Raw genomic sequence first — 22973 nt, 5'->3', positions numbered from 1 at the left:
TGGAGCCGACGATGGGAATCGAACCCGCGACCTGCTCATTACGAGTGAGCTGCTCTGCCTCTGAGCTACGTCGGCGTTGATTTTCTTATAGCATAACCTGCCGTTTTCGCACAATACAAATTTGTCTCCTCCGTGGGTCAAGGCGCGCCCACGGCAGGGGCATCATGGGGCCGCCAGGAGGGACGCCATTCGTTCGAGGAGGATGCAGTTGTCTCTCTTCATTCTCACCGCTACCCTCATGTAGCTCTCGTCGAGGCCCGTGAAGTTCGAGCAATCGCGCACGAGGATGTTCTGCTTCTTCAAGCCTCTTACGATGCGAGGAGAGTGAGGGGACTGAAGCAGGTAGTAGTTCGTCCGGGAGGCTGTGTAGTCGATGCCGAGCGTCTCGAAGCCTCCTTCAAGGCGTTTCTTTTCTCTTGCAAGCAGTGCGTGGGTGCGCTCCTTTCGGGTGGTGAGATTGAGGGCCGCGACGCCCGCGGCCGCGGCAAGGGCGTTAACGCTCCAGGGTTCCCGTATCGCGTTGAGGGCCCGAGTCGCTGTCGGCGGGAAGACGCCCCAACCCAGGCGAAGGCCGGGCAGGGCATAGAACTTCGTCATTGATCTCAGGACGATAAGGTATGGATTGTCCGAGGTGAGGCCGATGACTGACGCGGCGGTGGTGAACTCGATGAACGATTCATCTATGATGAGATAGATCTTTCGATCTGCCGCCAGGGCAGCCGCCTCCTTCATGGTGTCCTTCTCAACGGTCCTGCCCGTCGGATTGTTGGGGTTGCAGAGGAAGACGGCCTCGGCGCTCACCCTTGTTGCCTCATGGACAACGGCGATGGGATCGATGTCGAAATCGTCCCGTGCCCGCAAGGGGTAGAGGAAGACGGCCGAGCTTTGCGGTGCCGTGGCGCATGCCCGTTCATATTCATTGAAAGTGGGTTGGGTGATGAGCACTTTCGTGAGAGACAGGGCTCTGGGCAGAAGGTAGATGAGTTCCGTGCATCCGTTCCCGCAGAGGATGCCGGAGGGATCGAGGTCAAAGGTTGCGGAGAGCTTATCTCTCAATTCCATCGAGTCGGGGTCCGGGTAGTGTTCAATGTCATGAAAGTGGGCCGTGATGGCCCGCAAGACCTCCCGCGGGGTGCCGAGAGGGTTGATGGAAGCGCTGAAGTCGAGGACGTCCCCCCGGCCGACCCCGGCGGCCCGTGCCCATCCATGAACGTTACCTCCGTGGCGATTCACAGGACCACCCCGAGGGATATGGCGGCTATGGCGCACAAGAAGCCGATATAAGAGGCGACGCGAATAATACTGACCGTCCTGACGGAGGCCGTCAGGTAGTCCGCTCCGCCGGGAACGCCGATATAGGGTTTCTGCACCGTGATCCCCCCGTACGTCAGCAATCCTCCCAATCTTACACGCAGGGCACCCGCTATGGACGCCTCGGGGTAGCCGCTGTTGGGGCTCGAGTGCTTGCGCCCGTCGCGGCGGACAGTGGCGAGGGCGGCGCGCGCTCTGGCTGGCGAGTGCAGGACGAGCGCGGCGGCGATGGCGATGAGGAGGGCCGAGATCCTGGCGGGGAGGTAGTTTGCCGCGTCGTCGAGGCGTGCCGATGCCCATCCCAGGTGGATGTATCGCTCGTTCCTGTGTCCGACCATGGAATCGAGGGTATTGACCGCCTTGTATGCCAGGGCACACGGGATACCCCCGAGGGTGAGGTAGAAAAGGGGCGCGATGACGCCGTCCGAGAGGTTCTCCGAGAGGGTTTCGATCGTTGCCCTCAATATGCCGTCCCTGCCGAGTCTCCTGACATCACGGCCGACGATGAAGCTGAGGCGATGTCGTGCGAGCGCCATATCCTCGTTCTTCACCGCCGCGATCACCGATAGCCCGGCCTTCAGGAGTTCCTTGAGGGCAAGCGTCGATGCCGCGAGATATATGAGGAACAGAACACCGACAAGACGTACGGGCCCCGATGTATACTGTAATATCCCTGCCTGTACGACGAAGGACAGGGCGAAGGTGAGGCCCACAATGAGAACGACCAGGAGAATACCGGCGAAGCGCTCGAGATGTCTGCCTCTGCCTATCCTTGGGACAGTGGCTTCAAAGGTTTCGACAGCCCATCCCATGAGCCGAACGGGGTGCGGGAGGATCCGCGGGTCCCCAATGAGGCCGTCAAGGGCCATGGCCGACACGATGATGATGAGGAATGTCTGGTAGTCGGTCGTCAGAAGCATAGCGTTGCCGTTATCAATACCACCGTTTCGGCTGCCTCATGTATGGCGCCGAGGTTGTCACCGGTGAGGCCGGCGAAGCGGACGGAACACAGACGCTTCAGCACCAGACTTCCACAGAGGGCGGCCACGGAGGCGATAAAGAAGAAGAGGAGATAACGCCCGGCACCCTCCAATCCCTGATAGCCGCTCATGAGGCAGCCGATGCCGGCGAGGCAGATAAGGAGGATGCTTGCCAGGCAGGCGTGCCTCGCATGTAACCTGCCGAGGAAGATCTTGCCGAGTCCGTCGTTGCGGGCGCTTTTTGCGCCGGGCATCATCAGCGTCATGGACCAGGCGGCTATGGCGGGCGTGAGGAGGACGACGGGATTCAGGGCAGAGTATCCCTGTGCCCTGAAGATCTCGTCGAGGAGAACGAACTTGAGAAGAAGATTGACGACGACGGTGACAACGCCGATGGGACCTGCCGTGGGATCGCGCATGACGGCGAGTCTTCTTTCCCTGTCCTGTTCGGTGTCGCCCGAGGACTTGACGGAGAGGGCATCCACTGTGTCCGAGAGACCGTCCTGGTGGAAGGCCCCGTTGATGAGGAGATAGGCCGCTAAGACAAGGATGGAGGTGACCGCCGGGGAGAATGCCTTGAGGGAAAAGAAGGAGATGGCGGCGAGGACCGCTCCCTGAACAAAACCGACGAGGGGAAAGAAGACGGCCGACAGAGATATGTCCTTTTCGGACAGTCTTCCCCCGATGCGTATGGGGATGATGGTCAGGAACTGAAAGGCGACGGGTATCCTCTTCATGCGCTCACGCCAGCTCCTTCGACACCCCGGCCTCGTCGAACGTGGCCATCTCGCGGTATATTTTGAGGCCCGCCTCAATGAGAGTGATGGCAAGAGCGGCCCCCGTTCCCTCCCCCAGGCGAAGACCCATGTCGAGGATCGGCTTGAGTCCCATCCTTTCAAGCATCACCCTGTGTCCCTTTTCCACGGAATTGTGGGCCGCGAACATGTAGTCCGCCGCGGCGGGTTCCATACCCCAGGCGATGATCGCACCCGCCGTCGATATCAGGCCGTCGATGACAACGGGTATTCCGAGCGACGCCGCTCCCAGGATAAGCCCGGCTATCCCGCCGATCTCGGCGCCTCCCACCTTCGCGAGGACATCGAGGGGGTCGGCGGGGTCGGGACTGTTAAGGGCTATCGCATCCTCGATGACGCTGACCTTGCACGCCAGAGAGTCATCGGAGATCCCCGTGCCTTTTCCCGTGACGTGGGCCGGCGGCGTGCCGGTCATGACGGAGGCTATGGCGCTCGACGGGGTCGTGTTGCCGATACCCATGTCGCCGGTACCGAAGAGGCGGTATCCTCTATTAGCGTACTCGCGGGCGAGGGCGATGCCCGTGTCGATAGCCTGCGTGGCCTCATTCCTCGTCATGGCGGGGCCCTTTCTCATATTCTTCGTTCCCCGCACCACTTTCCTTTGGATGAGCCCGGGGTCATCGGTGAAATCGTGGTCCACGCCCATGTCGATGACGACGACATCGGCACCGGCATGGCGGGCGAGGACATTGATCCCCGCGCCCCCGGTAAGGATGTTGTGGACCATTTGCACCGTCACCTCCCTCGGGAAGAGGGAGACCCCTTCGTCCACAACCCCGTGGTCGCCGGCGAAGACAAGTATCGCTTTTTTCTCGAACACTGGCGGCATCGGATTCCCTGTTATGGTGACGATCCGCTGCGCGAACTCCTCAAGCCTCCCCAGGCTCCCCCGGGGTTTTGTCAGGCTGTCGAGGCGTTCGCTGGCAAGACCGAGGAGGGTATTGTCCACCGCCTTGATGTGTATTCCTTCCATCATCGTGTCTCCTTTATCTTCATGGGGATCCCCGCCGCGAGAAAGTAGACGTCGGTGACGACGGAGGCAACCCTGGCATTTAAGCGCCCGAGGTTGTCCCGGTATTCCCTCCCCATCGGTGATTCCGGTACCAGCCCGAGGCCCACCTCATTTGAAACGATGTAGATAAGCGGTGCGCAGCCGGGGTCGGAAAGGGCGTCGACGAGGTCCTCCTCGTATTGCTCGACGGAAAGCCCTCGCATCATGATGTTCGAGACCCACAGCGTCAGGCAGTCGATGAGGACGACCCCGTGGGACGGCCCTATCTTCCTGATGAGGGAAGGGACCTCCAAAGGTTCCTCGAATGTTTTCCATTCCGGTCCCCGTTCGCTCCTGTGGTTATTGATCCGTGTCTCCATCTCATCGTCGAGCGCCTCGGCGGTGGCGACAAAGGCCTTCTGCCCGGCAATGAGCGATGCTTCGCGAAGGGCGAAGGAGCTCTTCCCGCTCCGGGCCCCGCCAAGTATCAGGACCGTCCTCGGCATTTATCCCTTACCTCCTCTGATACGATCATGACGAATGGTTTCCGCGACAGGGGGTTTTCGCGGACGACGACCACCGTCCCGTAGACCTCTTCTATAGTTTCGTAATCGAGCACCTCCGCCGGAGTGCCTACCTTCCGTATCCTCCCCCCGTCCATGAGCACCAGGCGGTCACAGTACTCGGAGGCGAGGTTGAGATCGTGGAGTATGATCACAACCGTGAGACCCTCCTGCCTGTTGAGGCGTTTCACCAGGTCGAGGATGGCTGCCTGGTGGGTTATGTCGAGGTGTGACGTCGGTTCGTCGAGAAGAAGGACCTCGGGCTGCTGGGCAAGGCCGCGGGCGATGAAGGCAAGCTGGACCTCACCGGCGCTCATCTCCGACATGAGGACCGCCGCGAGGTGACGGACACCTGTCATCTCCATCACTCTTTCCGCTATGGCGGTGTCCTCTTCCTTTTCGAAGAACTGGAGCTTCCTGTAGTAGGGGATCCGTCCCAGGAGGACGAATTCCCTCACCGTCATCTCGATAAGGGGCATGCTCTGGGAAACGACGGCGACCTTTCTGGCCACATCAGCGATGTGAAGGTCCTTCATGTCGGTGCCGCCGAGAAGGACCGTTCCCGTCGCCGGCCTGATGAGGCGCGTCATCGCCCGGAGCATCGTTGTCTTGCCCGAGCCGTTGGGGCCTATGATGCCGAAGAACTCGCCCTTCCCAACGGAAAGGTCGATGTCGTGAAGGATGGTCTTTTCCCCGTATCCACATGTCAGCCCACGGATCTCGATCACAGGGAACCTCCCGGTCGGGCTGATCCCTGCCTTCTCGCCAGGACGTAGATGAAGACGCTTCCCCCCAGTATCCCCGTGATGACGCCGACGGGAAGCTCGATGGGGGAGATCACCGTGCGCGCGATGGTGTCGCAGAAGATGAGGAACCCCGATCCGACGAGGAAGGATACGACGAGGAGCCGCCTGTGGTCGTAGCCGGTCAGCATCCGCACGAAGTGGGGGACGATGAGGCCCACGAACCCTATGATACCCGTCAGCGAGACGCTGATGCCCGTGAGCAGCGATGCCATGAGGAAGAGCTGCTTCTTGGCCCTTTCCGTGTCGATGCCGAGGTGGACCGCCTCTTCCTCGCCGAGGGACAGGGCATTGAGGACGGGGGCGAAGAAAAAGGAGGCGAAGAGGCAGACGACCACGATGGCCGTGAGGATAAGGATGAGCGTCCAGCTCGGCTCCTCCAGGGACCCCATGATCCAGAAGACGATGCTGTGGAGCTCCTGTGTCTTCGATATGGCGAAGATGAGAAAGACGAGGGACGAGGAGATGAAGCTCATCATGACGCCCGTGAGCAGGATGCCCTGCATCCTTAAGACGGTGCGGCGCATATTCAGGAAATAAAGGGGAAGGATGACGAGACAGGACCCGAGGAACCCCGAGAGGGGCAGGGCCGTCATGGGCAGAACGTAGTGGAGGTTCAGGATGATGCACAGCGCCGCTCCAAGGGCGGCGCCCCCGGATATGCCGAGGGTGTAGGGTTCGACGAGGGGGTTCCGGAACATCCCCTGGAGGATGACGCCCGCGATGGACAGGGCGCCGCCGACGGCAAAACCGAGTATGATCCTTGGCAGCCTGATATCCATGAGGATCCCGAATTCCGGTGTTGCCTGCCCCTCGAGGATGGTGGTGAGGATCCTCAGCAAGGGTATGCCTGCCGGCCCGCTGGCTATGGCGGTGACGGCCGCCGCCGCAAGGAAAAGGCAGGCCGCGGGCAAGAGGACCTTCATGGACCGACGCTTCATCTGAACTCCTTCGCTTCACGGGGATGGAAGAGTCCGGCAATATCGCCGAGGGACCTGGCAAAGCTCACGGGCGTCGGGCTGCAGACGTCGTCGGAGTCTACGACGTATATCCGGTCATTCCTGACCGCCTTCACCGTCGGGAACCTCTTCCAGGCCAGGCGTTCGTTCCTGGCGGAGAGGCCCATGGTGACGATGAGGATCACGTCGGGGTCCCGAAGGACGGCCTCCTCGCGGCCCACGCTTCCCGAGGACACATCCCTGAATACGTTCGTGGCTCCGGCAAACTCTATGAAATCGTTCATGAACACGTCCTTCGTCGCGACAAAGAAAGGCTTGGAGCCTATCTGAACGAGGACCCCAGGCTTTGGCAGCCGGGCGGTTCTGTGCCTGATGGCCTCGACACGGGTACGCGCGATGCCGACGAGGCGGGCCGCCTCCTCGGAGCGGCCCGTGGCCGTGCCGATCCGGAGGAACACATCGCAGAGTTCAGAGAAAGTGTCGGCTATGGTGAAGGTGACGACGTTGAGGCCAAGTTCTTTCATCTTCTGTATGCTCTTGGGGTCAGTCAGGGTCATGGTCAGGACGAGGTCGGGACTCAGCTTCAGGATCTTTTCCAGGTTCGGCTGCATCACGGTGCCCACCTTTTCCTTTGTGCGGGCCTGACCCGGTTTATTGCAGTAGGTGGTCACACCGATGACGCTCTCCCCCAGTCCCAGAAGATAAAGGGATTCCGTGATGGCGGGGCTTAAGGAGACGATACGAAGGGGCTTCGCTCCCTTCGCCGCCGCGCCCCCCGGGGCCGGTAAGGTGAGGCACAGGATGATGACCGCGACCATGACCGGTAGGGCCCGGCGCATTCTTGTATTGGAAGATGCGGTCATTCGAGGCCCTTCAAGGGCAATGCCTTGATATCGAGGAAGAAATAGTCATCCGTCGAGCGAATGCCGCCCCTTTCGAAAGGGACGGGCCTTTGAAATATGGGGCCGTCGTAGACGAAGGTGTGGTATTCCCCTTTCTCGCCGCATATGTCCACGTCGCCGCCAAGGGCCCGGATATCATCGGCGAACGCATGGTCTATTTCCCTGCCGATCCACCTGTCGTCGAGGCAACGCCTGTCGACCGCCACTATGACGGCCTTGAAGCCTCTATTAACGAACTCAGAGAGGATGTCCTCCCTCTCTTCGAGCCACAGCGGGAGGGAAGCGCTCACATCGCATTCGGAGCAGACCCTTTCCACCCAGGCCCTGTGCTCCTCCATGTCGATGTCCCCAAAGACCCCCCGGAGTGTCCCTTCGGCGTGCAGCAGAGACAGTACTTTCTTGAATTCCTCTTCATAACCATTCCACGTGGTCCTGCGCTGCGTAAGGGGAATGCCGATGGACGAGGCCTGGAGGGACAGCAGGTCAGCCTCAAGGCCGTGCGTCCGCGAGTGCGTGCCGTCCTCTGTTATCATGTTGATGAGCCTGGTTATGGTGAACCCCGACCTTCTGGCCCTGAAGAGCGCCAGGGCGCTCTCTTTTCCACCGCTCCAGGAGCAAAACGCCTCCTTCCGATCGTCTATCACCAAACAGCCTCCTTGACCCATCCGCATACCCTGCAGTGACCACGGCCCTCTTTCATTCCCGCGCCACATCCCTCACAGGCTCTTTCGTCGGGCCCGGGCGGAGGGATATCACCCACGGTCTTCCTGAAGACCTCGTAATAATGAAGATGGGCCTTGTTGTAGAAGCGAATACCTGAGGAGCGCTTTTTGTCCGCGAACTCCTCGTCGGATATGACGGCGTCCAGCATGGCGTTGAGCCTCGTCATACCCGACCCTGTCTCAAGCGGTCTCTTTCCCTGCCAGAGAATACCGGGGGGCAGAAGACCTTCACAGGCGCGCCGCAAGACCCACTTGCCGTGAACGACGCCTTTCTCTTCCCTGATCTTCCATTTTCCCTGTATTTGCAGGGCGAAATCAAGGATTTCTTTATCGAGGAAGGGCTGTATCACCTCCACGCCCAGGTGTCTTCCAAGAATGGTCGAGTTGAAGGACATGGTCCCTGACAGGTGGCGGATGTAGCCGTCAAGGTCGCCGACCTCCGCCATATAGGAATAGCCGCCGAAGAGTTCGTCGGCGCCGTCGCCGGTCATGACGGAACTGACCCCCAGCGCCTTTGCCTCCTTAAGGGCGAACCAAACGGCAAGGTCGTTGGGGATCGCGGGGTCGAAGCTGCGCAAGGTGGCAATGACCTCGGGTATGGCGGCAAGGGCCTCGTCAATGGCTACGGCCCTGTGGGTGAGCCTGAGGCCGATGGCGGTTGCTGCCTCACGCGCGTAACGGAGATCGGGGCCCTCCGGGCCGAACGTGACGAGGATGCCCTTCCCGCACGGTGACAGGGCGGCCGCGATGGACGAGTCGAGGCCGCCCGAAAAGAGGACGCATTGGGGCCGGTAGGCCCCGACAACGCCGACAAGATTTGCTCTTGTTGCTGCCACTACATCATTTACAGTCATAGGACCACCTTCCTGGGCGGCAATCATTTATGTCACGCGCCCTTCGCAGCCGCATCAGTCCCTAAAATTCGTACGAAACACCAAGGAAGACCGACCTCCCGGCTCCCGGATATCCCGACACCTTGGAATTGCCGGCGCTGTCATAGAAAATGCCCGAACGGGCGTCGTAATCCTTATCGAGCAGGTTCTTTCCGTCAAGAGCGATCCTCCAGTTCCTGTATAGACGCTGTTCAAGCCTCATGTCCACCGTCCAGTAGGAGTTTATGCTGTACTTTGCCGTCTGCGTGGCCGGGTAGACGATCGTCTCCGTCCTGTAGGTGACCCTGTCCCCCATGTATCTCGCAGTCAGCGTCGCCGTGAGACCAAAATCCATCTTGTATAAGAACTCGCCCTTGAACTGGTTCCGGGGCACCATCGTTGCCCGCCTCGTCACAAGGCTGTACTGGAAATCGGCAGGTATGAAGGGGGGCCACCCGTAGTCCTGCTTCGTGTATTCCCTGCTCTTCTCTTCAGCGTCCGTGTAAGTATAGCTCAGGGAGAGGGTGGCGTTGTGAAAGGGGCCTATCCGTATGCCCGTCTCGATGCCGTCGGCCTTGAAGTCGCCGAGGTTGATGGGTTTGAAGACACCGTTCGAATCGGGTTCCCACTGTATCTTGTTATCCACATTCCAGTGGAAATAAGACACCGTAAAGAACAGTTTGTCGTTGAGCAATGACTGTTCGCAGGTGATATCGCTGTGCCAGCCGACCTCCGGTTTCAGATCGGGGTTCCCCGCCGTGTACGGGCCGGCGGGCCAGTAAAGGTCGTTGGGGGTGGGAGCCTTGAAATGCTTGCCATGACTTGCCTTGATGACGGTGGTGGGGGAAGGGTTCACGACGAGGCCGAAGAGGGGAAGGTCCTTCCGGCCGAAAGCGGAGTGGTCCTCCCGTCTTATTCCGGCTATGGCCTTAAAGTACTTTGAAGGCCTGTACTCGCCCTCGGTGAAAAGAGCCTTCGTGATGATGTGGGCGGTGTCCTTCGTTCTGGTTGTCCTCGCACCCACAGTATCGAGGTCGTAGGCCTCATTCCCCCAATCGAACTCCTTGTATTCACCTCCCAGGAGGAGTCTTGCCCCCTCCAGGGGATATATGCTCACATGACCCACGGTCCCTGCAACGACATTGGTGATCCAGTTGACCGAGCCGGTACCCCCCGTGGACGCGTAGCGTTCGTAGTTGTTGTTTGTTGTATTCGTGTAATAGCCTTTGATATTGTAGGCGAATTGCTTCGCTGGACTGCCGTTCACCTCCAGCACGACGTTTCCGTCCCTGTCCTTGCTGTAGTCGGTCATGCTCGCCGATTCGTCGTTGTAGAAGGCGGTGCCTGCGATGGAATACTCGCCCGTGCCTGCGGGGGGCTTGACGCCGGGGTTCCCGGACTTCCTGGTAAGGTAGTCTCCGTAGAGGCTCACTTTCAGAAGGTCACCCCTGTCGAGGACGAGCTTGGCGGATGTATCATACTGCCGCAGATAACCGTTGTCGCGGAAACCATCGGTTTCCGTCCTGCCTGCCGTCAGGTAATACCCGAAATAGTCATTCGCATACATTCCGTGCTGCGCGTAAAGGCGGTACGTGTTCTGAGAACCGTAGCCGGCGCGAACCTTCAAATCGACCATGCCTTTCTTGGGACTCTTGGTGAAGACATTGACGGTGCCACCCATGGCGCCCGAACCATACAGCAGGGAGCCGGAGCCCTTGACGACCTCGATCCGGTCAATGTTCTCGACAGGGATCTTTCCCACATCGGCGGTGCCGAGGGAAGGGGAATTGACGTTGAGCCCATTGATGAAGACCTGCGTGGCATCACCGCGCATCCCCCGGATATGGATATTCTCCGCGGCGCCGCCGTAATCGCCGTATGTTTGCCAATCGATACCCGGATCGTTGGCCAGCAATTCGCCAATGGACCTGGCCCCGGACAATTCTATGTCCTGAGCTTCCTTTAAAATGACGGAATTCGGTATGTCCTTGAGGGGCTCGGGTATCTTCGTCGCTGATACGACGATCTTTTCGAGCTGGTGAATGTCCTGTGCACCACTGCGGAAGGGACAGGTAAGAACAAGGAAAACAGCCAAGAGGGTGAACACCTGTTTCATGAGAGAACCTCCTTATGCCTCGTAAGGATAATTTCCCGAAGAGTTCAACCCAAGGTTTCCTGACTGAGGGAGGTGCTAGCCAGCGCGCCTTCCCGTTCCTTATTTCAGTGGAACAGTGGCCGGCATCAAGCCGTGCGCTGCTTCGATCCCATCACAGTTGCGGGACAGTGGAAGCTTCTCACTTCACTTCCCTTGAAAGCTGAACCGTAACGAGTATATGACTCTCTTTAACACGAAGCGCCGGCAAAAATCAAAGGTATCTTTTGGTTCCACCATTTGGGGCAATTGTGATAAGGTATAGGGGGTTTGGGTGTGGCATGGCCAAATGTGACGAAATCCGAAGGAAATTCAATGAATGCAGCGTGGGACGCCTCCTCGGCATAGAGGTCCTCGATGTGGGGGAGGGCATCGCCCGGGGCAGGATGACCATCAGGAAGGACCACCTCAACGTGTTCGGCGGTATTCACGGGGGGATCCTCTTCGCCTTCGCGGACCACGTGGGTGGGGCGTGCGGGAACAGCATGGACTATAAGGCGCTGCTCGTGGAATCGACAGCGCGCTTCAAGAAGAGCGCGAGGGAAGGGCAGACGATATACGCGGAGGCCCGGCTCGTCCACTCCCGGAAGAAGGTGGACAGGATAGACATCACCGTGACCAACGGTGACTTGGAGACGCTGGCCGTTCTGCAGATGACCTCATTCGTTGTGGAAGATGCGGCAAAGACTTCTTAAGATCTTCAACATCCTCCTTGAGACATTCGGGGAAAGATATTGGTGGCCCGGGGAAACGGCACTCGAGGTGATCGTCGGCGCCGTCCTCACCCAGAACACGTCCTGGAAGAATGTCGAGAAGGCAATACTCAGCCTTAAATCCGCGGGGCTCATGGACGTTGACAGGCTCTATGAGGTGGAGGATGCGGTCCTGGCCCGGTGCATACGATCATCGGGATATTACAATCTTAAAGCAAAGCGCTTGAAGAATGTAGTTAATGTGATACATGATGAATATGGAGCATCTATTGAACACTTAAGGAATAACGGGGCAGCTGATCTACGTGAGAAGCTGCTTGGGATCAAGGGGATAGGAGAAGAGACGGCCGACAGCATCCTCCTTTATGCGCTCGACAAACCCGTTTTTGTCATCGATGCCTACACAAAGCGTTTCCTTGCCAGCCACGAGCTCTACGACGGCCCTTACACATACGGGGACATGCAGGCGTTCTTCATGAACAATCTGCCGTTGGACACCTATCTGTTCAATGAGTATCACGCGCTCATCGTGGCGCTCTGTCAGAGCCATTGTCTGAAGGTGCCCCGGTGTGAAGAGTGTCCTCTGAAAAGACAATGATCAAATTACGAAGTACGATGATCAACAAGGAAGACGATGACCAGTTGGTCAGGCGAGTATCGTCACTTTGACCTCGCCGGTGGCCTTTTCGATGGTTCCCATTCTTATGGCCGTCTCGCCGGCGTTGTCAAGGGATGCGATGACCTTATCCGCGTCATCATCGTTGACGATGAGGACGAAACCCGTGCCCATGTTGAAGGTGGAACAGGCTTCGTTCATGTCGAGGTTGCCTGCCTCCATGAGGGCCCGGAAGACGGGTGGGACCGTCCCGGGGTCGAGGCGAAGGGTTGTCGCCATACCGTCGGGGATGATGCGTGATATGTTGCCGGGAAGACCACCTCCGGTGATGTGGGCCATGCCTTTTACGACATATCTGCTGATGACGTTCAACACGGGTTTGACATAGATCCTGGTAGGCTTCAAGAGCTCTTCGTAGAGCTTTCCCGGAATTCCAGGCACCTCTTCGTCAATGCGGTAGTTCTTAACGTCGAAGAAGAGCTTTCTAACCAGGGAGTAGCCGTTGCTGTGCAAGCCGTTGGAGCGAAGGCCGATGACGGCGTCTCCGACAGCTATTGTGGAGCCGTCGATGATGGCGTCTTTCTCCACAATGCCCACAGCAAAGCCTGCAAGGTCGTATTCGTCGTCTTTGTAGAAAGAGGGCATTTCAGCAGTCTCGCCACCGACGAGAGCGCAATCGGCTTCAAGGCACCCATCGCAGACGCCGCCGACAACGAAGGGATAAACGTTCTCGTCTATTCGTCCGCAGGCATAGTAATCAAGAAAAAAGAGGGGTTTGGCGCCGAGGGTGAGAATGTCGTTCACGCTCATGCCGACAAGGTCGATACCCACGGTGTCATGTTTGCCGGCCATGAAGGCGATCTTCAGCTTCGTTCCCACTCCGTCCGTCGAGCTGACGAGAACGGGGTTTCTGTATGAACCCGGAATCTCGGTGAGGGCGGCGAAACCGCCGATCATGTTGAGAACGCTCGCATTGTGGGTTGACCGGATACGCCCCTTCAGGCTGTCGATGAGACGGTCAGCCCTTGCGATGTCAACGCCCGAATCTTTGTAGGTGATAGTTTTCACGGTTCTAATGTAAGATCATTCCTGAACGATTGTCAATCGATAAGATCCTTCCGCGCAGTATTGCGTGCCGACCCGCCGCCGGGACAGCCGGTATCAGGCCATTCTCGCGATGAAATCCTCCACGGGGATGGCAGGAAGGGTTATGATCTGGATAGTGCCCCGGGACCCGAGCTCTATCGAGACCTTCGCTATCGCTTCATTGTTGGGGGCCTCGAGGATGTTCAGGAAGTCATACTGGCCGAGAATGGCGTACTGGGCGAGGACCTTTGCGCCCATGCTCTCGATCTCCCTGTTGACCTCTTCGATCCTCTCAGGATGTTTTTTGATAGTCTTGCGTCCCTCATCGGTTAACGTGCTGATCATGATATAGATTGGCATGTGAATACCCCCAAATGGTTTTCGATGATATATAGATTCCAATATCCCCAAGCTGTTTGTCAATATTAATTATGGTTTCAGGACAGAGTGTTAGAGGCGCTGTCATGTACGGATTTTCACATTATCCCACATAAAACATGGTATTGATTGGGGGATAGAAATGTGCTATCATCTACGACTTTTAATATCATAGAGTTTGTATGAGCCACATTGTTCAATGTTTCACATATAGACCCACATTCGAAGCAAATCATCAGTGGTCTTTATTCTCTAATAGAAGGGGGATCTATGGCTAAACCTATGGATCAATACAAATGGCATGAATTAACGGTAGGCTGTGTTATCGAAGATGTTGGAAATGCGATGGAGTACAAAACCGGTGATTGGCGTTCTTCCAAACCGGTCTGGAACTGGGAAAAATGTACGAAGTGCGGTCTCTGCTGGCTTTTCTGCCCCGATGCCGCCATCCGCCAGAGAGAGGATGGTTTTTACGAGGCGGACCTTGATTATTGCAAGGGATGCGGTATCTGTGCCAGAGAGTGCAAACCAGGCGCGATAACGATGGTCGAGGAGGAACGATGAGCACGAAGAAAGGTATCGAAGTGTCCATAGCGGCAGCGGACGCCGCCAAGCTCGCACGTGTCGAGGTGATCGCGGCCTATCCCATAACACCTCAAACCCACATAGTCGAGCATCTTTCCGAGATCGTAGCGAACGGTGAGCTCGACGCGGCTTATGTAAATGTCGAGTCGGAGCATTCGGCCATGTCGGCATGTGTTGGGGCGAGCGCTACGGGCGCCCGGACATTCACGTCGACAAGCGCACAGGGCATGGAACTCATGCATGAGATCCTTTTCATAGCCTCGGCCATGAGATTTCCGATCGTCATGGCCGCAGTCAACCGGGCACTGTCATCGCCCCTGTCCATCTGGGGAGATCACTCCGACATCATGGCGGCCAGGGACACGGGATGGATCATGCTCTTTTGCGAGAACGGACAGGAGGTTGTCGACTCGATCATTCTGGCCTTCAAGATCGCCGAGGACAGACGCGTGCTTTTGCCGGTCATGGTGAATCTGGACGGGTTCTCTTTGAGCCATGTTATAGAACCCATAGAGTTCCCCGCGCAGGAGGATGTGGACCGTTTCCTGCCTCCCTATGAACCTTTGTACACTCTCCACCCGGACAAACCCATCACGATGGGCGCCTATGGTATGCCCGAGCTTTACACCGAAGCGAAGTACGCGCAGGAAATGGCACTTCGCAATTCGAAGGCGGTGGTCAGTGAGGTCCTGGACCAATTCTCGAAGGAATTCGGCAGGAAATACAGTATAGTGGAGACATATAACATCGAGAAGGCGGATACCGTTTTCATGGCGCTGGGATCCATAAACGAGAACATCAAGACGGCGATAGACAGCCTGAAGGAGGAGGGGAAGGAGCTTGGCCTTGTTGCTCCCAGGCTTTTCAGACCTTTTCCCGCTGCCGAGCTTTACGATGTTCTGAAGGATAAGAAAAAGATCGTCGTGCTGGAGCGTGCGATGCCTGCCGGGGCAACGAACGGTCCACTCTTCAACGAGATAGCCAGTCTGGCCATTACCCATGGGCTCAATGCACAGCTGGAGAACTTTATACTTGGTCTCGGCGGCAGGGATGTGGAACCCGAAGAGCTGATGGAAACGTACGAACTGGTTGCGTCCTCAGCAAAGGTGTCCCATGCAGACAACAAGAATTACGGTGTGATAGGGGTGAGATCATGAGAATGAAGAGTCTTGAAAGATATACGGATAGTCCGGACTTTGAATACGCGACCTCGGGACACAGGGCCTGTCAGGGGTGCGCTGAGATCCTTGCTTTGAGACTGGGCCTCAAGGTCTTCGGCAAGGATACCATCGTGTCTATGGCGACGGGGTGCATGGAGATCATTTCGACCCCTCTTCCGACGACATCCTGGCGATTGCCCTGGATCCACGTTGCTTTCGAGAACACCGCGGCGGTGGCATCCGGGATCGAATCGGGCATAGGGATCCTGATGGATAAGGGGAAAATAGCCAGAAAAGATATCAGTATCGTGGCGATAGCGGGCGACGGGGGGACGAGTGATATCGGTCTCCAGGCGCTTTCCGGGGCAATGGAGAGAGGGCACAACTTCACCTATATCTGCGTCGACAACGAAGCATACATGAACACCGGGATCCAGCGTTCGTCATCTACCCCCTTTGGTGCCATGACGACCACGAGCCCGCCGGGGAAGAAGAGTATCGGGCAGGCAACCCAGAAGAAGAACATGCCGAAGATAGCGGTTGCCCACAATATCCCGTACGTGGCAACGGCATGTCCTTCTTATCCCTTCGATTTTCTGGCGAAGATCAAGAAAGCCAAGGCAGCGAAGGGGCCGGCGTACATTCATGTGCTGTCCGTCTGCCCCACGGGATGGAGAATACCATCCGACCAGGCAATTCATTACGGAAGGTTAGCCGTCCGGACGGGCATTTTCCCGCTGTACGAGGTTGAGAATGGAAGATACAGGATCACCTACAGCCCTGAACCGCTGAGGCCGGTCAGTGAATACATTAAGGGTCAGGGCAGGTTCCGCCATCTGACGGACGACCTCATCACCCGGATACAGGAGCAGGTCAACCGCGATTGGCAGGACCTGAAGAGTCATAGTGAGATGAAGTAACCTGATTGGGATCAGAACGGAAGGCGCCCCCGATTCAACCGGGGGCGCCTTTTTTTGGAGAGTTTTCCTTTTGGCCGGTATTTTTGTGACATATCTCACAGAAAAGGCATGTTTATTCTGATATCTTAAAAAAAATACTTGAAATATGAATGGGAAAGTATACAATATTATATCCAAATCCCTCTAACAGCGAGACAGATATCTCTTTAGTTAGACCGGATTTGGACGATAAACCTTTTGAGGGACATAAAAATGTTATTAGACCTTCAGAAAATTGGTGAGACTCTCCGGGAGAAAAGGGAAGAGAAGGGGTTGACGATCGTCAACATATCCGACTCGCTATGCCTGCGCAAATCCCTTGTGAAGGCGATTGAGAATGGTGATTGGAGTGTTCTTCCTCACGAGGTTTACGTGAGAGGTTACCTCAAGGAATACGCCCACCTCCTTGATTTGAAGGATGATTTTCTGGGTCTCGACGTGCCAGCTGAAGAAACGGTCATGCCCGAGGTACCCGCGACCAAGGAAGCGGTCAGCCAGCACAGGCGTGTTGGAAAACGGGCAATATTCTATCCCCTCATATTTGTTCTCATAATAGCGTTCTTTGTTCTGAACCAGTTATACAAAGAACGTTCCGCCTCCAAATCAACGCCGAGAGAGGTGGCTCAGCCGGCGTCCGTGAACGTCAGGACAGCTCCGGGAGAGCAGGCGGCACTACTACCGGAATTCGTCGAGGTCAAGAAACTGATGGTGACCTGTCACGAGCGGACCTGGGTCAGCGTTGTGATCGACGGGACGGAGAAGAAGGAGTTCATGCTCAACCCCGAGGATATCATCGTTTTGAACGCGAAGGACAATTTCGATCTTCTCATCGGCAACGCGGGAGGGGTGAAACTGAATTTGAACGGCAAAGAGATCGAATTGACGGGCCAGAGCGGTGAGGTCAAACGAATAAAGGTTTCATGATCTGACGGACGCGCCGGGCGCTACGATGTGAGTCGTTCCATCTCAGCGGAATCTATATCGAAATTCGCGTAAACCTTTTGGACATCATCTGAATCTTCAAGGGCATCCATGAGTTTGAGCATGGTTTCTGCGTTCTTGCCCTCAAGTTTGACGTAATTCTGGGGGATCATGCTGATCTCGGCCACGATGTAAGGGATCTTGTTCTCCTCGAAGACCTTCTTGAGGCTTTCAAAGCTGGACATGCCCGTGTAGACCTCGATCTCGTTCTCGTCATCCGTAATATCTTCGGCGCCCGCTTCAAGGGCAAGCTCCATGATCCTGTCGCCGTCTACGACCTTCTTGTCGAAGGACATGAAGCCTTTCTTGCTGAAAAGCCAGGAAACGCATCCCGCCTCACCCAGGTTACCGTTCAACCGCGAGAGGATGTGCCGCACCTCGGCAGTGGTACGTTTCTTGTTGTCTGTCAGGACCTCGATGAGAATGGCGACGCCGCCGGGGCCATACCCTTCGTAGTTGTATTCCTCGTAAGCCTCGGCTCCCTCGAGCGCGCCTGTGCCCTTCTTGATGGCGCGTTCGATGTTGTCCTTGGGCATGTTCTCGGATTTGGCGTTGTCAACGGCGACGCGCAAGCGTGAGTTTGACTCGGGATCGGCACCCCCTATGCGGGCCGCAGTCGTGATCTCCCTTATAAGCTTCGTGAAGATCTTGCCGCGCTTGGCATCGGCCGCACCTTTTTTGTGCTTGATGGAACTCCATTTGCTGTGTCCCGACATTTTGCCCCCAGGATATCGAATGGTGGGCGATATTGGATTCGAACCAACGACCTCTGGTATGTGAGACCAGCGCTCTAACCATCTGAGCTAATCGCCCGTGCGTTTCTTTTTATTACATTCTTGTGAAAAAGTCAACCCAAGACAGGCAGGATTTCTGTTCAAATCTTCGATGGGATCGTATAATATCTTGCATTATGCGGCATGTCTTCGGTCCGGTCCCTTCGAGAAGGCTGGGGTACTCCCTCGGCGTCGATATCATCCCACCCAAGTATTGCACCTATGACTGCATTTACTGCCAGATCGGCAAGACCACGGACAAGGGCATAGGACGAAAAAGCTTTTGTGATCCCCGGTTGGTAGCAGACGAGGTAGCGCGCAAGGTTGCCTCCACCCGCGTGGATGTGATCACCTTTTCCGGTTCCGGCGAGCCGACGCTCAACTCCGATCTGGGCACGATGATCAGAGAGGTCAAAAAGAAGGTTGCCACGCCCGTAGCGGTCATCACCAACGGATCTCTGCTGTACGACAGGGGTGTCAGATCGGACCTTGCGGAAGCGGATCTGGTCCTGCCATCGCTCGACGCCGCCACTGAAGAGGTTTTCCGGAGAGTGAACAGGCCCCATCCGCTCCTTGATATGGGTAAGATCATCGATGGCCTCAAAGAGTTCAACTCGAGCTACGCAAAGCCCATCTGGCTGGAGATAATGCTCATAAAAAACGTCAACGATGATCCAGATGAGTTGAAAAAGATGGTGCAAATCGTTTCTGGACTGAGTGTTGACAGAATCCAGCTCAACACCGTCACACGACCGCCGAGTGAAGAGACAGCGGGCAGGCTTGAAGAGGAAGAGCTTAAGGAGATATCCAAGCTTTTCGGTTCCCGCTGCGAGGTGATATGCTCTTTTGAGAAGACCGCGGAGATGCCCGCCCAGGCGGATTGGACGGAGATCATCCTTGAGACTTTGAAGAGGCGGCCGCTGACGCTCGAGGACATGGTGAGGATCACGAGCCTTTCCCGTTTTCAGGTAAGAACGAAGCTGAAAGCGATGGAGAACGAGGGGCTCGTTAGGAGCTACGTCCTGGGCGACGATCTTTTCTACGTTCTCGCATAGCTGCTTTATCGTGTTCCCCGTCCCTGTTTCCCGCCTTTAAAATCATGTTGACAAAGGAGTGAACCAGCATTTACTATTACAGCTTAGAGAGCGGCAGACACGCAGTTTTTCCCTTGTCTTTACCCGGATATTCTTGAATATATCGCGCGAAGGAGGTTGTTATGAAGATCAGACGTGCTGTGGTCAGCGTTTCGAGCAAGGCGGGTTTGTCCGACCTGGCGCTGTTCCTGAACAAGCACGATGTCGAGATACTGTCGACGGGAGGCACGAAGAAGTACCTGGAAGGGATCGGACTCAAGCCCCTTGAGGTCAGCGCTTACACGGGGTTCCCGGAGATCATGGATGGCCGGGTGAAGACGCTGCATCCCAAGGTTCATGGCGGAATCCTCAACATCCGCGACAACGAGGAGCATCAGCAGGCGATGAGAACCCATGGGATCAGTCATATCGACATGATCGTTGTCAACCTCTATCCTTTCATCGAGGTGGTGAGCAAGGGGTGTACCTTCGAGGACGCCATCGAGAACATAGACATCGGGGGTCCTTCGATGATCCGTGCCGCCGCCAAGAACTTCAAGTATGTCACCGTCGTCGTTGATCCCGAGGACTATTCGAAGGTTATGGACAACATGGCTCAGAATGACGGCGCCACGACGGAGGAACTGAGGTTCTATCTGGCGAAGAAGGTCTTCGCGCTGACAAGCGCATATGATAGGGCCATTATCGATTATTTGTCGAAAATCTAACGGAATCCGGGGGTTGGGTGTGAACGTTCTTGTGATAGGATCAGGCGGGAGAGAGCATGCCCTGTGCTGGAAGCTCTCCACGTCGACGGGCGTCGACAAGCTGTACTGCATTCCCGGCAACGGCGGCATCTCGGACATAGCCGAATGCCACGATATCAATGTGGGCGATACGGCCGGGCTTCTCGAATTCTCGAAGAGGATGAGGATCGATCTTGTTGTCGTGGGTCCCGAGAACCCCCTTGCAGGGGGTATCGTTGACGCCTTCGAGGCGAAGGGCATCCCCATATTCGGTCCCGTTGCGCGGGGCGCCGCCATCGAGGCGAGCAAGATCTTCTCGAAGGAGCTCATGAGGGCGAGTTCGGTACCCACCGCGCCCTTTGAGGTCTTTGACGACCACGAGAACGCCCTCGGGTATATACGGGCGCAAAAGCCCCCCTTCGTCATAAAGGCGGACGGCCTCTGTGCGGGGAAGGGTGCTTACGTCATCAAGGATACGGCGGAGGCGGAATCGGTCCTCAGGGAACTCATGGTCAACGGTATCTACGGAGAGGCCGGCAGAAAGGTGGTCATCGAGGAATTCCTGCCCGGTGTTGAGGCGTCCTATCTCGCCTTTTCAGACGGAAACACGATCCTTCCCATGCCTGCCTCGCAGGACCACAAGCCTCTTCTCGACAACGACCTCGGGCCGAATACAGGTGGTATGGGCGCGTATACGCCGATACCCTTCCTCAACGACGGTTTGGAGCGTGAGATACGCGAGGGGATCATGCTCAAGACGATCGGGGCCATGCGCGAGAAGGGTATCTCCTACAAGGGGGTCCTCTACGGGGGATTGATGCTCTCGGGTGGAAGGCCCTATGTCATTGAATTCAATGCTCGTTTTGGTGATCCGGAGACGCAGCCGATAATCTTCAAGATGGAGAGCGACCTGCTGCCCGTCCTCGTCGCCTGTGTGGAGGGCAGACTGAGGGATGTAGGAGAGATACGGTGGAAAGAGGGGGTGAGTGTGTGCGTCGTCCTCGCCTCGAAGGGATACCCGGAGAGGCCGGAGAAAGGCAAGGTGATCAGGGGCCTCGACAGGCTGGCAGGGAAGGAGGATGTCGTGGTATTCCACGCCGGCACGAAGAAGTCAGGTTCGGAATATCTTACCTCTGGTGGCCGGGTACTCGGTGTGACGGCGCTGGGGTCGACCTATGAAGACGCTATTGGTAAGGCCTACGAGGCTGTGAACCTCATTGATTTTGAGGGTATGTACTACCGCAGGGATATCGGGAAGAAGGCCCTGACGGTGGGACAGACGTTATAAATACAAAGAAGGCAGGAGGTTTCAATGTCGAAGGAATTCAATATCGGTGTGATACCGGGCGACGGGACGGGTCCTGAGGTCATAGCCGAGGGGGTCAAGGTTCTCACGGCCGCATCGAAGAAGTTCGGTTTTTCCCTGAAACTGACATATTACGACATAGGCGGGGAGCGGTACAAGAGGACGGGGGAGACCTTGCCCGACAGTGTATTGAGCGAATTGAAGCAGTTCGACGCGCTCTACCTGGGGGCCATCGGCCATCCCGATGTAAAGCCGGGCATCCTGGAAAAGGAAATCCTCCTGAGGACCCGCTTCGAACTGGACCAGTACATCAACCTGAGACCGGTGAAACTGTATGAGGGTGTTGAAACGCCTTTGAAGGACAAGGGACCGAAGGAAATAGATTTCGTTGTTGTCAGGGAAAACACGGAGGGGCTTTACACCGGTTCCGGCGGTGTTCTGAAGAAAGGGACGAAGGATGAGGTGGCCGTTCAGGAATCGATCAATACGCGCAAGGGCGTGGAGCGGTGCCTGAGGTTTGCCTTCGAATACGCGAAGAAAAGGAACCGGGAGAAGAAGCTGACCCTCTGCGGGAAGACGAATGTGCTCACTTTCGCTTTCAATCTCTGGGAGCGCGCCTTCTACGAGGTCGGGAAAGAGTACCCCGATGTGACGACGGACTACGCCCACGTGGATGCGACATGCATGTGGATGGTCAAGAACCCGGAGTGGTTTGACGTGATCGTGACGGACAACATGTTCGGTGACATAATCACGGACCTGGGGGCGATGATCCAGGGGGGCATGGGTGTCGCCTGCGGCGGCAACATCAACCCCGAGGGTGTGTCCATGTACGAGCCCATAGGGGGATCGGCGCCGAAGTACACGGGAAAGAACGTGATCAACCCGATGGCCGCGATCCTGGCCGGGGGAATGATGCTGGAGTTCCTGTCCCTCGGCGAGGCGTCCTTCGCCATCGAAAGCTCGGTCCAGAAAGCGATCAGAGAGGATCTCAAGTCGATGGAAGCAGGTAAAATGGGAATGGGGACGAAAGAAGTGGGCGACCTCATCGCACGGTACGTTGCGGAGTAGGCCGCTCTATCTATATCAGGTATCGGAAGAAGGCACCCTGAGCTTCTTGCTCAGGGTGTTCCTGTTCATGCCGAGGAGCCTGGCGGCCTTCGATATGTTGTTATCGGTGATCTTCAAGGCAGCCTGGATGAAGATGGTCTCGATGTGGGAGAGGATCTTCGAGTACACTTGGTCGCCGTCATCTACCTTTGATAACAATATCTTTTCGGCAATATTATCAAGTTTTAAATCAAGCAATGAATATAAGTCGTTGTAATCTTTCGTCATGAGCTGTTCTCTAGATTTTGGTCTGGAGTTGATCCTATATTAGAAGAAATATGGCGACGACTGTCAACAAGAATAATGGAGAAAGTTCGTTCTGTTGGCATAGGCGCTGAAAGGCGTTCTATTTCGACTGGTTAGCGTGGTGACCCTGGAGGCTGACGTTTCCTATAATACTGATAATGGATATTATGT

At 56.5% G+C, this 22973-nt stretch carries 25 protein-coding genes, 2 tRNA genes and 1 riboswitch; of the genes, 10 read left to right on the top strand and 17 right to left on the bottom strand.

The window, feature by feature from the left end:
• From GXX82_09230 to GXX82_09175, 12 genes are all read right to left on the bottom strand, one after another.
• Window positions 1–75: transfer RNA gene (locus GXX82_09230), tRNA-Thr, on the bottom strand.
• An 87-nt stretch (window positions 76–162) separates the two neighbouring features.
• On the bottom strand, window positions 163–1233 hold the full coding sequence (locus GXX82_09225; GenBank protein ID NLT23215.1) for a threonine-phosphate decarboxylase: 1071 nt from the start codon (window positions 1231–1233) through the stop codon (window positions 163–165).
• Complete coding sequence (gene cobD / locus GXX82_09220; GenBank protein NLT23214.1) at window positions 1230–2231, bottom strand: cobalamin biosynthesis protein CobD; 1002 nt, start codon at window positions 2229–2231, stop codon at window positions 1230–1232. The genes GXX82_09225 and cobD overlap by 4 nt, the downstream gene beginning before the upstream one ends.
• Window positions 2222–3028, bottom strand: a complete 807-nt coding sequence (locus tag GXX82_09215; GenBank protein ID NLT23213.1) for an adenosylcobinamide-GDP ribazoletransferase — start codon at window positions 3026–3028, stop codon at window positions 2222–2224. The genes cobD and GXX82_09215 overlap by 10 nt, the downstream gene beginning before the upstream one ends.
• A 4-nt stretch (window positions 3029–3032) precedes the next feature.
• A complete protein-coding gene (gene cobT, locus GXX82_09210; protein NLT23212.1) occupies window positions 3033–4082 on the bottom strand; it encodes a nicotinate-nucleotide--dimethylbenzimidazole phosphoribosyltransferase in 1050 nt (349 codons plus the stop codon).
• Entirely contained in the window at window positions 4079–4603 is a 525-nt protein-coding gene (gene cobU, locus GXX82_09205) for a bifunctional adenosylcobinamide kinase/adenosylcobinamide-phosphate guanylyltransferase (GenBank protein NLT23211.1), read from the bottom strand. Before cobU ends, cobT begins: the two co-directional genes overlap by 4 nt.
• Complete coding sequence (locus GXX82_09200; protein NLT23210.1) at window positions 4585–5412, bottom strand: ABC transporter ATP-binding protein; 828 nt, start codon at window positions 5410–5412, stop codon at window positions 4585–4587. The genes cobU and GXX82_09200 overlap by 19 nt, the downstream gene beginning before the upstream one ends.
• Window positions 5385–6404: an iron ABC transporter permease gene (locus tag GXX82_09195; GenBank protein ID NLT23209.1), complete on the bottom strand. Its 1020-nt coding sequence runs from the start codon at window positions 6402–6404 to the stop codon at window positions 5385–5387. Before GXX82_09195 ends, GXX82_09200 begins: the two co-directional genes overlap by 28 nt.
• Complete coding sequence (locus GXX82_09190) at window positions 6401–7285, bottom strand: ABC transporter substrate-binding protein (GenBank protein NLT23208.1); 885 nt, start codon at window positions 7283–7285, stop codon at window positions 6401–6403. The genes GXX82_09195 and GXX82_09190 overlap by 4 nt, the downstream gene beginning before the upstream one ends.
• Window positions 7282–7989, bottom strand: a complete 708-nt coding sequence (locus GXX82_09185) for a diphthine--ammonia ligase (protein NLT23207.1) — start codon at window positions 7987–7989, stop codon at window positions 7282–7284. Before GXX82_09185 ends, GXX82_09190 begins: the two co-directional genes overlap by 4 nt.
• Window positions 7965–8900 (bottom strand): asparagine synthase, encoded by a 936-nt coding sequence (locus GXX82_09180; GenBank protein NLT23206.1) that lies wholly within the window; start codon window positions 8898–8900, stop codon window positions 7965–7967. Before GXX82_09180 ends, GXX82_09185 begins: the two co-directional genes overlap by 25 nt.
• Window positions 8901–8961: 61 nt before the next feature.
• Window positions 8962–11034, bottom strand: a complete 2073-nt coding sequence (locus GXX82_09175; protein NLT23205.1) for a TonB-dependent receptor — start codon at window positions 11032–11034, stop codon at window positions 8962–8964.
• 52 nt (window positions 11035–11086) lie between these two features.
• A riboswitch (cobalamin riboswitch) is annotated at window positions 11087–11228 on the bottom strand.
• Between the two features lie 123 nt (window positions 11229–11351).
• Between GXX82_09175 and GXX82_09170 the strand changes: the two genes are divergently transcribed.
• Window positions 11352–11765, top strand: a complete 414-nt coding sequence (locus GXX82_09170; protein ID NLT23204.1) for a PaaI family thioesterase — start codon at window positions 11352–11354, stop codon at window positions 11763–11765.
• Entirely contained in the window at window positions 11746–12381 is a 636-nt protein-coding gene (locus GXX82_09165; GenBank protein ID NLT23203.1) for a hypothetical protein, read from the top strand. The genes GXX82_09170 and GXX82_09165 overlap by 20 nt, the downstream gene beginning before the upstream one ends.
• A gap of 48 nt (window positions 12382–12429) precedes the next feature.
• On the opposite strand, the gene GXX82_09160 is transcribed toward GXX82_09165, so the two are convergent.
• Complete coding sequence (locus GXX82_09160) at window positions 12430–13458, bottom strand: phosphoribosylformylglycinamidine cyclo-ligase (protein ID NLT23202.1); 1029 nt, start codon at window positions 13456–13458, stop codon at window positions 12430–12432.
• Between the two features lie 102 nt (window positions 13459–13560).
• Complete coding sequence (locus GXX82_09155; protein NLT23201.1) at window positions 13561–13845, bottom strand: GYD domain-containing protein; 285 nt, start codon at window positions 13843–13845, stop codon at window positions 13561–13563.
• Between the two features lie 288 nt (window positions 13846–14133).
• On the opposite strand from GXX82_09155, the gene GXX82_09150 reads away from it, so the two are divergent.
• The 4 genes from GXX82_09150 (at window position 14134) to GXX82_09135 (ending at window position 17491) form a co-directional block, all read left to right on the top strand.
• The gene (locus GXX82_09150; protein ID NLT23200.1) at window positions 14134–14427 is read left to right on the top strand and encodes a 4Fe-4S binding protein; all 294 of its coding nucleotides are present in this window, start codon (window positions 14134–14136) and stop codon (window positions 14425–14427) included.
• Entirely contained in the window at window positions 14424–15605 is a 1182-nt protein-coding gene (porA, locus tag GXX82_09145) for a pyruvate ferredoxin oxidoreductase (protein ID NLT23199.1), read from the top strand. Before GXX82_09150 ends, porA begins: the two co-directional genes overlap by 4 nt.
• Window positions 15602–16528, top strand: coding sequence for a pyruvate synthase subunit beta (locus tag GXX82_09140; GenBank protein ID NLT23198.1), 927 nt, complete (start codon window positions 15602–15604; stop codon window positions 16526–16528). The genes porA and GXX82_09140 overlap by 4 nt, the downstream gene beginning before the upstream one ends.
• 252 nt (window positions 16529–16780) lie before the next feature.
• Window positions 16781–17491 (top strand): helix-turn-helix domain-containing protein, encoded by a 711-nt coding sequence (locus tag GXX82_09135; protein ID NLT23197.1) that lies wholly within the window; start codon window positions 16781–16783, stop codon window positions 17489–17491.
• 20 nt (window positions 17492–17511) lie between these two features.
• Here the strand turns inward: GXX82_09135 and GXX82_09130 are convergent, their stop codons facing one another.
• Together GXX82_09130 and GXX82_09125 are read right to left on the bottom strand one after the other, a co-directional pair.
• Window positions 17512–18264: a YebC/PmpR family DNA-binding transcriptional regulator gene (locus GXX82_09130; protein ID NLT23196.1), complete on the bottom strand. Its 753-nt coding sequence runs from the start codon at window positions 18262–18264 to the stop codon at window positions 17512–17514.
• A 20-nt stretch (window positions 18265–18284) separates the two neighbouring features.
• A tRNA-Val gene (locus GXX82_09125) sits at window positions 18285–18361 on the bottom strand.
• Window positions 18362–18458: 97 nt separating this feature from the next.
• Between GXX82_09125 and GXX82_09120 the strand changes: the two genes are divergently transcribed.
• From GXX82_09120 to GXX82_09105, 4 genes are all read left to right on the top strand, one after another.
• Window positions 18459–19376 (top strand): radical SAM protein, encoded by a 918-nt coding sequence (locus tag GXX82_09120; protein ID NLT23195.1) that lies wholly within the window; start codon window positions 18459–18461, stop codon window positions 19374–19376.
• Between the two features lie 161 nt (window positions 19377–19537).
• Window positions 19538–20122, top strand: coding sequence for an IMP cyclohydrolase (locus GXX82_09115; GenBank protein NLT23194.1), 585 nt, complete (start codon window positions 19538–19540; stop codon window positions 20120–20122).
• A 19-nt stretch (window positions 20123–20141) separates the two neighbouring features.
• Window positions 20142–21428 (top strand): phosphoribosylamine--glycine ligase, encoded by a 1287-nt coding sequence (gene purD / locus GXX82_09110; GenBank protein ID NLT23193.1) that lies wholly within the window; start codon window positions 20142–20144, stop codon window positions 21426–21428.
• Between the two features lie 24 nt (window positions 21429–21452).
• Complete coding sequence (locus tag GXX82_09105) at window positions 21453–22517, top strand: 3-isopropylmalate dehydrogenase (GenBank protein ID NLT23192.1); 1065 nt, start codon at window positions 21453–21455, stop codon at window positions 22515–22517.
• A 15-nt stretch (window positions 22518–22532) separates the two neighbouring features.
• Here GXX82_09105 and GXX82_09100 read toward each other — a convergent pair whose 3' ends face one another.
• A complete protein-coding gene (locus GXX82_09100; protein ID NLT23191.1) occupies window positions 22533–22784 on the bottom strand; it encodes a hypothetical protein in 252 nt (83 codons plus the stop codon).
• Window positions 22785–22973 lie beyond the last annotated feature (189 nt).

It is taken from the genome of Syntrophorhabdus sp. (assembly GCA_012719415.1).
Lineage (GTDB): Bacteria > Desulfobacterota > Syntrophorhabdia > Syntrophorhabdales > Syntrophorhabdaceae > Delta-02.
This window is presented reverse-complemented; position numbering and strand designations above follow the sequence as displayed.

What these genes read in the sequence shown, in the direction of transcription:
- cobD (NLT23214.1), bottom strand. Translation starts at nt 2,231, where the DNA reads ATGCTTCTGACGACCGACTACCAGACATTCCTCATCATCATCGTGTCG.
- GXX82_09215 (NLT23213.1), bottom strand. Translation starts at nt 3,028, where the DNA reads ATGAAGAGGATACCCGTCGCCTTTCAGTTCCTGACCATCATCCCCATA.
- cobT (NLT23212.1), bottom strand. Translation starts at nt 4,082, where the DNA reads ATGATGGAAGGAATACACATCAAGGCGGTGGACAATACCCTCCTCGGT.
- cobU (NLT23211.1), bottom strand. Translation starts at nt 4,603, where the DNA reads ATGCCGAGGACGGTCCTGATACTTGGCGGGGCCCGGAGCGGGAAGAGC.
- GXX82_09195 (NLT23209.1), bottom strand. Translation starts at nt 6,404, where the DNA reads ATGAAGCGTCGGTCCATGAAGGTCCTCTTGCCCGCGGCCTGCCTTTTC.
- GXX82_09190 (NLT23208.1), bottom strand. Translation starts at nt 7,285, where the DNA reads ATGACCGCATCTTCCAATACAAGAATGCGCCGGGCCCTACCGGTCATG.
- GXX82_09185 (NLT23207.1), bottom strand. Translation starts at nt 7,989, where the DNA reads ATGGGTCAAGGAGGCTGTTTGGTGATAGACGATCGGAAGGAGGCGTTT.
- GXX82_09180 (NLT23206.1), bottom strand. Translation starts at nt 8,900, where the DNA reads ATGACTGTAAATGATGTAGTGGCAGCAACAAGAGCAAATCTTGTCGGC.
- GXX82_09175 (NLT23205.1), bottom strand. Translation starts at nt 11,034, where the DNA reads ATGAAACAGGTGTTCACCCTCTTGGCTGTTTTCCTTGTTCTTACCTGT.
- GXX82_09170 (NLT23204.1), top strand. Translation starts at nt 11,352, where the DNA reads ATGGCCAAATGTGACGAAATCCGAAGGAAATTCAATGAATGCAGCGTG.
- GXX82_09165 (NLT23203.1), top strand. Translation starts at nt 11,746, where the DNA reads ATGCGGCAAAGACTTCTTAAGATCTTCAACATCCTCCTTGAGACATTC.
- GXX82_09155 (NLT23201.1), bottom strand. Translation starts at nt 13,845, where the DNA reads ATGCCAATCTATATCATGATCAGCACGTTAACCGATGAGGGACGCAAG.
- GXX82_09150 (NLT23200.1), top strand. Translation starts at nt 14,134, where the DNA reads ATGGCTAAACCTATGGATCAATACAAATGGCATGAATTAACGGTAGGC.
- porA (NLT23199.1), top strand. Translation starts at nt 14,424, where the DNA reads ATGAGCACGAAGAAAGGTATCGAAGTGTCCATAGCGGCAGCGGACGCC.
- GXX82_09140 (NLT23198.1), top strand. Translation starts at nt 15,602, where the DNA reads ATGAGAATGAAGAGTCTTGAAAGATATACGGATAGTCCGGACTTTGAA.
- GXX82_09135 (NLT23197.1), top strand. Translation starts at nt 16,781, where the DNA reads ATGTTATTAGACCTTCAGAAAATTGGTGAGACTCTCCGGGAGAAAAGG.
- GXX82_09130 (NLT23196.1), bottom strand. Translation starts at nt 18,264, where the DNA reads ATGTCGGGACACAGCAAATGGAGTTCCATCAAGCACAAAAAAGGTGCG.
- GXX82_09120 (NLT23195.1), top strand. Translation starts at nt 18,459, where the DNA reads ATGCGGCATGTCTTCGGTCCGGTCCCTTCGAGAAGGCTGGGGTACTCC.
- GXX82_09115 (NLT23194.1), top strand. Translation starts at nt 19,538, where the DNA reads ATGAAGATCAGACGTGCTGTGGTCAGCGTTTCGAGCAAGGCGGGTTTG.
- GXX82_09105 (NLT23192.1), top strand. Translation starts at nt 21,453, where the DNA reads ATGTCGAAGGAATTCAATATCGGTGTGATACCGGGCGACGGGACGGGT.
- GXX82_09100 (NLT23191.1), bottom strand. Translation starts at nt 22,784, where the DNA reads ATGACGAAAGATTACAACGACTTATATTCATTGCTTGATTTAAAACTT.